This is a genomic window from Hymenobacter frigidus, from assembly GCF_014640435.1.
GTDB lineage: Bacteria > Bacteroidota > Bacteroidia > Cytophagales > Hymenobacteraceae > Hymenobacter > Hymenobacter frigidus.
Genome location: NZ_BMGY01000030.1, coordinates 46801 through 55799, shown reverse-complemented (window position 1 = coordinate 55799; position 8999 = coordinate 46801). Strand labels below are relative to the sequence as shown.

The 8999-nt window shown below is 61.7% G+C and carries 6 protein-coding genes; 3 read left to right on the top strand and 3 right to left on the bottom strand.

The window, feature by feature from the left end:
- Nucleotides 1-75: 75 nt before the first annotated feature.
- The 3 genes from IEW17_RS14805 to IEW17_RS14795 are packed head-to-tail and all read right to left on the bottom strand — an operon-like array spanning nucleotide 76 to nucleotide 4336.
- A complete protein-coding gene (locus tag IEW17_RS14805; RefSeq protein ID WP_188562832.1) occupies nucleotides 76-2700 on the bottom strand; it encodes a TonB-dependent receptor in 2625 nt (874 codons plus the stop codon).
- A gap of 48 nt (nucleotides 2701-2748) precedes the next feature.
- A complete protein-coding gene (locus IEW17_RS14800; protein ID WP_188562831.1) occupies nucleotides 2749-3108 on the bottom strand; it encodes a winged helix-turn-helix domain-containing protein in 360 nt (119 codons plus the stop codon).
- Nucleotides 3109-3145: 37 nt separating this feature from the next.
- Nucleotides 3146-4336, bottom strand: a complete 1191-nt coding sequence (locus tag IEW17_RS14795; RefSeq protein WP_188562830.1) for an extracellular catalytic domain type 1 short-chain-length polyhydroxyalkanoate depolymerase — start codon at nucleotides 4334-4336, stop codon at nucleotides 3146-3148.
- A 167-nt stretch (nucleotides 4337-4503) separates the two neighbouring features.
- On the opposite strand from IEW17_RS14795, the gene IEW17_RS14790 reads away from it, so the two are divergent.
- The 3 genes from IEW17_RS14790 to IEW17_RS14780 all read left to right on the top strand — a co-directional run bounded on the left by IEW17_RS14790 (nucleotide 4504) and on the right by IEW17_RS14780 (nucleotide 8966).
- Nucleotides 4504-6966 carry a prolyl oligopeptidase family serine peptidase gene (locus IEW17_RS14790; protein ID WP_229749024.1) on the top strand — a complete coding sequence of 821 codons (2463 nt, stop codon included), beginning with the start codon at nucleotides 4504-4506 and terminating at the stop codon, nucleotides 6964-6966.
- A 136-nt stretch (nucleotides 6967-7102) separates the two neighbouring features.
- On the top strand, nucleotides 7103-7498 hold the full coding sequence (locus IEW17_RS14785) for an NUDIX hydrolase (RefSeq protein ID WP_188562828.1): 396 nt from the start codon (nucleotides 7103-7105) through the stop codon (nucleotides 7496-7498).
- Between the two features lie 121 nt (nucleotides 7499-7619).
- Nucleotides 7620-8966 (top strand): PQQ-dependent sugar dehydrogenase, encoded by a 1347-nt coding sequence (locus IEW17_RS14780; protein ID WP_188562836.1) that lies wholly within the window; start codon nucleotides 7620-7622, stop codon nucleotides 8964-8966.
- Nucleotides 8967-8999: the final 33 nt, after the last annotated feature.

Below are 8999 nucleotides of genomic sequence, written 5' to 3'. Positions count from 1 at the left end.
CCGTGTTTCGATGGATTATTTGCCAACTAACTCTTTATCAATTAACTAAAATAGTAGGGTAGAGTAAGGCTGGTCTTATTGCAATCCGTAAGTCACCGATAGGTAGTATAGCCCGCCCACGCTCGGTCCACCAAGGTAAGAGGCGTAATAGTCGTTTAGTATATTACTGGCTCCCAGTTTAATGCGCAGGTTGGGCGCGGGAACCGCATAACTGAGCTGCGCATCAAGGGTATGGTAGGCGGCCACGTTGCCGCTCACCAAAAATGTTTGGGAATAGTAGCCCTGCTGCCAGCGGTAATTAAGGCCGAAGCCGAGGTTTTTGTAAGCATTTTCGTTGCCCAGGCTCAGGTTGTAGGCCCAGCGTGGGGTGTTGAAGCCGTCTTCGAGCCCATCGCCTGACTCGGTGCGGTCGAGGCGGGTGTAGGTGGTGTTGGCCCCCGCGAGGTAGCCGCGGGCCAGCTCGTAGCGCAGGCCCAGCGAGCCACCGTAGTTATACACCTGGCTTTGCGCGTTGGTCCAGAGCCGGTAGCGGTTTTGGGTGGTTCTGGTGCTCAGATAAATGGCCGTAGAATCTGGATTCAGCGTTTTGGGCACGTAGGCTTCGACCTGGGCAATGAAATCGCGGTAGGTGTTGTAGTAAAAATCTACGTCGACCAACAGGCGGCGGCCGGGCAGCAGGGCTGCTTTGTAGCCCAGTTCCAGGGAGTTGATATGCTCTGGTTTGAGGTAGGTGTAGGGGTTTTTCACCAACAAGCGCTTGTTCAAATTAATAGCCTGATTATTAATAGCCTGCTTTTGGGTAGCCGTGGCGTTGGCAGGCGTATTGGCATTTATGTAAGCGGTATTGGCGGCCACAAAAGCGTCGATGCTGGTACGCAGGTAACTATTCTCAAACACACCATTCGACATCACGCGCAGCCCGCCGATGCGCTTCACCTGTCCACTATTCACGTTCGAAAACCCTTCGAATAAGCTCGGAAACCGGTAGCCGCTCTGGTAGCTTAGCCGGAAATTGGCCTGTTGGCTGGGCGAGTACACCGCCGTGAAGCGCGGGTTGAAACGGGTGGTGAAGTAATCGTTTTTATCGGCTCGTAAGGTAGCCGTGAGGCGAATTTTCTCGTTCAGCAGCCGCGTACCGGCTTGCAGAAAACCGCCGGTTTTGCCATAAGTCAGATTGTCGCGCAGCTGGTCCTTACCAGGTTCGGGGTTGACGAAATAGTTGCCGTCGGGCACCACGAGGTAGGTGCGGTGGTCGGCCCCGGCCAGCAGGTCAACGTTGGCGGGCAGCCAGGTTTTGCCGCCGCGGCGCAGGGCTTCGGCAATGTTCACTTGGCCCTCGGCGTGGAGCAGGTTGGCACGTACGCGCAGCGCCGCACCCACATCCCAGTTGTTGATATTCTGCACGTTGCTCAGGCTTTGCCCGAAGGCCGGCGTGCCGGGCTGGGGGCGGCCGGTATCGGCGGCGGCGCGGGCGGTGGCGTGGGCTTGGGCTACGGCTTGGCCGGCCTGGGTGGCAGCGTTCCAGGCGGAAGTGTAGTCGCGGTTCCAGGTCGCATCGGGCTTGAAGCCGCGGTCAATATTTTCGGCGGCGGAGCGCAGGTTGTAGCTCTGGCCGGTGTTCTCCTGGGTGAAATAGACACGGGCCTGCACCACCGGGCTGGTGAGCTGCAGGGCGTGTTGCTGCAGGCGGTAGCCCTGCAGTTGGAAGCGGTTCGAGCGCTGGTACACGTTGTTGAACGCGGCCACGCGGTAGGTGTAGGCCAGTTCGGTGCCGGCGCTCAGCTTGTAGTGCAGCGCGGCGTCGGCCTTGAGAATTTTCAGGTGATAGTCCACCACGTCTTTTTCGTTGTAGCCGGTGCGGGCCACCTGGTAGTTTTTGCCGCCCAAATTCAGTGTGCTGCGGTCCGACGACTCGTTGCCGTAGCCGTTCACGGGGTCGCGGGCAGGGTTATCGGCCCCCAGTAGGTTGGTGTTGGCGTTGCCGTTGGGGTTGATGTCAGTCTGGTCGTTGGCTATCCAGTCGTAGCCGCGCAGGTAGGTGCCATTCACTTTGAAGGCCAGTTTCGGGCGCAACACTTTCGCATAGCGCAGGCTGGTTTCGGAGAATAGGCGTGCTCCGCTATTTGGGTCGCCCAAGTGGTTGAGGCCGGTTTTTTGCTGCACACTCAATCCCTCAAAATTGAACGGATTCTTCGTCCTAAAATTAGCCAGCCCATTGATGGCATTCAGGCCGTAGAGCGCGGCGGCTGTGCCAGGGACGATTTCGACCGATAAAACATCCAAGTCGCTTGGTCCCAACACATTTCCAATGGGTGCGCCAATGTGCGGAGCCTGATTATCCACACCATCCACCAGTTGGGCAAAGCGCACGTTGGTCGTGTTGGTGAAACCCCGGGCGTTGATAACCTTAAACGCCAGACTGGGCGTGATAACCTGCACTCCCTTGAGGTGCTCGATGGCGTCGAAAAACGAAGGGGCGGGCGTGAGCCGCAGGGCGCGGGCGTTGAGCTTTTCCACCGTCACCGGCGATTGCAGAAAGCTCTCCTCGACTTTGGAAGCCGACACCACGACTTCCTCCAAATCAACTTTTTTGCGGGTCGTGTCGGCCGGGATAGTCCTTTGAGCTTGCGCGGCCAGCGTGGAGAAAACAGTCATTGCCAGCAGCCCGGCCCGGACAGAAGTGAGTAGAGATGGTATCATGAAAAGCCCGTTATATTTACAAAGATATAACGGGCCCGAATGTTCCGGCTACTCCTGCAGCCGTTGGGTTTCGAGGACCATAAAGGCCTGAAAACGCGCCTGCAATTCCTGGAAAGCCCCGATGGCAACCTGGCCCGCGTCCGTGACTACTGCGCCGCCGCCCCGGGCCCCACCGGTTTGGGTGGCTACGAGCGGGGCCGAGGCCTGCGCATTCATCGAGCTGACCAAATCCCAGGCCCGCTTGTAGGACATGCCCATGGCCTGCGCCGCCTTGGAGATGGAGCCCAGCGCCGCAATCTGCTCCAGCAGCTCCAGCCGGCCAATGCCGAGGAAGCGGCCGTCGTCGGTTTCGAGCCATAGACGGCCGTTCAGGCGGTAGGTTTTAGTGGGCAGAAGCAGGGCTTTCATAGGTCAGGGGCGAAGGGCGGCGGGTGTGCCTCGCCTCTTACGGCTTCATAAATTTTAGCTGCTGAGGCTGGCCGGTGGCGGTTTCCACGCGCAGGATGTAGGTGCCGGCGGGCCAGCCGCTGGTGGCCAGGCGCAGGCTGCCATCGGCCTGGGGCAGGGCCCGCGCGGGCAGGCGGCGGCCTAGCGTGTTGAACACGGCCAGGCTGCCGGTCCGCAAGGGCTGGCTGGTCCGAATGGTCAGCTCGTCGCTGGTGGGGTTGGGGTAAAGCGACAGGGCCATAGCGGCCGGGCCAGCGCCGCGGTTGGCCAGCGCGAGGCGGCTCAGGCGGTAAGGCCGCAGGAAGCGCCACACCTCGCGGCTGGCACTGATGTCGAGGTTGGTAACGCCGACGACAAACGCTGAGCCGGGCCAGGTGTGGCCGCCACCGATGATGCGGAAATGCTCCACCGAGCTGCCGTTGCGGCCGCCGGCCCACACCTGGCGCTCGGCCGTGCTGCCGTCGGTGGTGTTGGTGTTGGGTACCGCCGTGATGGTGGGCGTGGGGTTGCAGCCGTTCACCTGCACCCAGTGGGCCAGTAGGGTGGGGATGGCCACGAAGTTGAGCGCCGTGCCGCCAGTGTAGGGCACGGTGCCGTCGTCGGTGCCGTGGATTTCGATGACGGGTACCGGCCGGCCGGGCGCGCAGCTGCTCATCCGGCTGGCAATCATGCTACCTGTGACGGAGCCGATGGCCGCGATGCGCCCGCTGAGCTGGCAGGCCAGTTCGTAGCTCATGAAGCCGCCGTTGCTCATGCCCGTGCTGTAAACGCGGTCAGGGTCGATGCGGTAGCGGGTAGCCAACGTGTCGAGCAGGGCCGATATAAAGGCCACGTCGTCAATCCCCGTGCCGCGCGGACCGAAGGTGTTCCAGTTGCGCTTGTTGGCCGCGTCGATGGTGCCGTTGGGATGCACGACGAGAAAGTTGGCAGTGTCGGCGATGGGGCGAAAGTCGCCGTAGGCTTCCTGCTGCACGTTGTTGGAGCCGTAGCCATGCAGGTTGAACAGCAGCGGGACCGGGCCCGTGGTGCGCGTGTAGATGGCGGGCACATAGAGGCGGTATTCGCGCACCAGCCCCCCGCTGCGAATGGTGCCCACAACCGTGGTCTGAGCCCGTAGAACGCCCGGGCAAAACGCTAATAGTCCGCTGAGCACTAAGGTGCTGACGGCAGAGAGAAAGTAGTTGTGCATTTTCATTGGTGAGGAGGAGTGACGGTGGATTCAGACAAAGGTAGCGGCCGGCGGGTTCGGCTGCGGGCTGGGTTGCGCCGATGCTGAGCGCGAGTTCCGTCTGCTGGTTACCTTTCGGCCCCGGGGCTTGGCTGCTTCGGCTTTCGTGTTCATTTTCGTTGCGCTCCATGAAAAAAATCGTTCTTTCTGCCACGTTGCTACTCGGCTTCGCCGCGACTCAGGCGCAGGATTTCAAGTACCAAACGCCGCCTCAGGCCATTCAGGACGTGCTGCTGGCCCCGCCCACGCCCCGCGTCAGCCTCGCCTCCTATGGCCGTACGCTGGCGCTGCTGCAGGTGCAGGATTTTCCTACCGTGGCCGAGCTCTCGCAGCCCGAGCTGCGCCTGGCCGGCCTGCGCTTCAACCCCCGCACCAATGGGCCCAGCCGGGTGAGCTACGCCGTGGGCATCAAGCTGAAAAAGCTGCCCAACGGTCCCGAAACCGACGTGAAAGGCCTGCCGGCCCAGGCGCGTATCAGCAGCGTGATTTGGTCGCCGGACAATAAAACCATGGCTTTTGCCCTCACCATGCCCGGTTCTGGCACCGATGGCCGGGTGGAGCTGTGGGTGGCCGATGTGGCCACTGCCACCGCTCGCCGCCTGCTGGCCGCGCCGCTCAACGATGCCTTCGGCTCGTCGTTCGAGTGGGTGTCGGACAGCCAGACGCTGCTGGCCCGCACCGTGCCCACGGGCCGGGGCGTTGCGCCGGCCGCCGATGCCGCGCCCACTGGCCCCACCGTACAGGAAAGCGGCGGCGGTAAGAAGTCTGGGGCCCGCACCTACCAGGATTTGCTGAAAAGCCCCGCCGATGAGCGGGTATTTGACTACTACGCCACCTCACAGCTGGTGAAAGTGAAGCTGGCCGATGGCAGCGCCCAGCCGATGGGCCAGCCTGGCATCATCCAGACGGCCTATTCTTCGCCCGATGGCAAGTACGTACTGCTGCGCACCCGTCACCGGCCGTACTCGTACCTGCTGCCGCTCAGCAGCTTCCCGCAGCGTATTGATGTGCTCGACCTGGCTACCGGTGCTCCGGTAAAAACCATTGCCGACCTGCCGCTGGCCGACAACGTGCCCACCAACTTCGACGCCGTGGTGACCGGGCCGCGCGGCCACTCCTGGCGCGCCGATGCGCCCGCGACCATCTACTACGCTGAGGCGCAGGACGGTGGCGACCCCAAGACCAAGGCTGATATCCGGGACAAGCTCTATACTTTGCCCGCGCCCTTCACCGGCCCGGTCCAGGAGCTGGCCGCGCTGCCGCTGCGCTTCGCGGGCCTGAACTGGGGCACCGACAAGCTGGCCCTGGTGGAAGGCTACCGCTGGGCCGACCGCCACCAAACCACCTGGCAGCTGAACCCCAGCACGCCCGCCGCCCCGCTCACCGTGCTGTTCGAAGGCTCTTCTCAGGATACCTACAAGGACCCCGGCACGCCTTACGAGCACCGTAATGCCCAAGGCAAGTATGTGCTTCTGACCGGTGGCCCCATGGGCCAGAGCATCTACCTGACTGGCAACGGCGCTTCACCCGAAGGCGACCGGCCATTCGTGGACGAGCTGGACCTGACGACCAAGAAAACCATCCACTGGTGGCGCTCTGAGGCCCCCGCCTACGAAATTCCGGTGGCCATCCTCAACGCCAGCGGCAAACAGCGCCAGCTGCTCACGCGCCGCGAGTCGCTCACCCAGGCGCCGAATTATTACCTGCGCGACGCGACCAAAAAGGACAAGCTGACCGCCATAACCAGGTTCGCTAATCCCTACGCCAATTTTGGCGGCAGCTTCAAAAAGCAAGTGCTGAAGTACAAGCGCGCCGATGGGGTAGACCTCACCGCCGACCTGTACCTTCCCCAGAACTACAAGAAAACCGATGGCCCGCTGCCCACTTTGATGGAAGCCTACCCCCGGGAGTTTAAGGACAAGGATAACGCTGGTCAGGTAAGCGGCTCGCCCTACACCTTCACGCGGCTAAGCTGGGCCTCGCCCGTGTATTGGGTAACGCAGGGCTACGCCGTGCTGGCCAACGCCAGCATCCCGATTGTGGGCGAAGGCAGCAAGGAACCCAACGACACCTACACCGAGCAGCTGGTGAGCAGCGCCAAGGCCGCCATCGACGAAGGAGCCCGCATGGGCGTAGTCGACCCCGCCCGCGTGGGCGTGATGGGCCACAGCTACGGCGCCTTCATGACGGCCAACCTGCTGTCGCACTCCAACTTGTTCAAAGCTGGCATCGCCCGCAGCGGGGCCTACAACCGTACACTCACGCCCTTCGGCTTCCAGGGCGAGGAGCGCACGTTCTGGCAGGCGGCGGAGGTGTACAACGCCATGTCGCCGTTCAACTACGCTGATAAAATCAAGACGCCGATTCTGCTCATTCACGGCGAAGCCGACAACAATTCCGGTACTTTTCCCATTCAAACCGAGCGGTACTATGCTGCCCTGAAAGGCCAGGGGGCCACCGCCCGCTACGTGGTGCTGCCCGCCGAGGCCCACAGCTACGCCGCCCGCGAAAACCTTCTCCACATGCTCTGGGAGATGGATTCGTGGCTGAACAAGTACGTGAAAGCGCCAGCCACGCCAGCGGCGAATTAACCCGTATCGATGAATTCAGAAGAACGTCACGCGGAGCAATGCCGAAGCGGCAGAGATGCCCAGGTATTGCTCAGCGTGACGTTTCTTGTTCATAAGAATCCTTCTTAATTTCAACGTTATATCCTTTTCACCTGCTGTGATTGATAAAATTGCCTGGCTGCACCTGCGCGACGGCCAACTTTTGAGTACCCGTAGCCACGGCAAAGATCGGTACTACATTCCCGGCGGCAAGCGCGAAGCCGGCGAAACCGACCACCAAACGTTGCTGCGCGAAATCAGCGAAGAGCTCACCGTGGCCCTCGACCCGGTGAGCCTGGAACACGCGGGCACTTGGGAAGCGCCCGCCCACGGCCACTCGGCGGGCGTGCTCGTACGCATGACTTGCTACTGGGCCACTTACACTGGCAAAATCCAGCCCGCCGCTGAAATCGCGGAAGTTGTGTGGCTTACCTACCGGCACCGGGAGCAGGTCTCGGCCGTCGACCAGCTGATTTTTGACTGGCTGCGCGAACAAGCCCTGCTGGCCGATTAGGGCGGGCTGGGATTGTGAAATCACAACAAAATCTGGAAGATGAAGTAAAGCCGAAGGCAAAAGCACCCGCGGCCAATCTGGCTCCGTTGGCGTGACATTTCAGCCACTCACTTCCTACATATTGTCGAATAACCCCACGGTGCTACTGGCCAGCCTTGGCCTGCTCGCTGCTTGCAGTGGCCCCAGCAAGCAGGAAAAGCAGGAAGCCGCCGCTGCTCTCCCGGCCCAAACCATTGCCACGTCTGCTGCCGACTCGGTGCGCTTGCCTTCACCCTACGCCACCGAATCGGTATCAAACCGGGTGAAAGTTGTGAACTGGCCCGCTGGCAAAACCCCCATCGCACCCGCTGGCTTCGCGGTGGCCGAATACGCGGGCCAGATGAAAAGCCCGCGCTGGATATACGTGGCCCCCAACGGCGACGTGCTGGTGGCCGAATCCAGCACTTTGCCAAAATCGACGTTGATGAAAGTAGTGGCCAAGCTAGACCTGGACAAGTCACGCTCCCTGCGCTCGGAGAGTGCCAACCGCATCACGCTGTTTCGGGACACCAACAAGGACGGCAAGCCTGATGTGCACACCACTTTCCTGGCCAACCTCAAGCAGCCGTTTGGCATGCTGATAATTGGCAAATTCTTCTACGTGGCCAATACCGATGGCGTATTGCGCTTTCCGTACCAGCCGGGAGCCACCAAAATCAGCGGCACGGGCCAGCGCATTCTTGCCCTGCCCGCCAGCGGCTACAACAACCACTGGACCCGCAACCTGCTGGCCAGCCCCGACGGCTCAAAAATCTACGTCACGGTGGGGTCGGGCAGCAACGTGCAGGAGCACGGGGCCGAGAACGAGGTTCGCCGCGCGAATATCCTCCAAATTAACCCCGATGGCAGCGGCGAAAAAGTGTACGCCAGCGGCCTGCGCAACCCCGTCGGCCTGGGCTGGGCCCCCGGCACCACCACCCTCTGGACGGCCGTGAACGAGCGCGACGAGCTGGGCGACGAGCTGGTGCCCGACTACCTGACCAGCGTGAAAGAAGGCGGTTTCTACGGCTGGCCCTATGCTTACTACGGCCCCAACGAGGACCCGCGCCGCAAAGGCGAGCGGCCCGATTTGGTGAAGAAAACCCTGGTGCCTGATGTGCCGCTGGGTGCGCACACGGCCTCGCTGGGCCTGGCTTTCTACGATAAAACCGCTTTCCCGACCAAGTACCGCAACGGCGCTTTCATCGGCCAGCACGGCTCTTGGAACCGCACGGCGTTTTCGGGCTACAAAGTGGTGTTCGTGCCCTTTGCCAACGGCAAGCCCAGCGGGCCGCCCGAAGACTTCCTCACCGGCTTCCTGGCCGGCGGCGACTCGAAAGATGCCTATGGCCGCCCCGTGGGCGTGACCACCCTGCCCGATGGCTCGCTGCTAGTGGCTGATGATGCTGCCGACAAAATCTGGCGCGTGAGTGCCCAAGCTATCAATTAGTGCCCGATAAAAACGGGTGGCTGCCAACACGCC

Bases quoted from the DNA above. Each gene is read 5' to 3' on its own strand.
- IEW17_RS14805 (WP_188562832.1), bottom strand. From the start codon at position 2,700: ATGATACCATCTCTACTCACTTCTGTCCGGGCCGGGCTGCTGGCAATG.
- IEW17_RS14800 (WP_188562831.1), bottom strand. From the start codon at position 3,108: ATGAAAGCCCTGCTTCTGCCCACTAAAACCTACCGCCTGAACGGCCGT.
- IEW17_RS14795 (WP_188562830.1), bottom strand. From the start codon at position 4,336: ATGCACAACTACTTTCTCTCTGCCGTCAGCACCTTAGTGCTCAGCGGA.
- IEW17_RS14790 (WP_229749024.1), top strand. From the start codon at position 4,504: ATGAAAAAAATCGTTCTTTCTGCCACGTTGCTACTCGGCTTCGCCGCG.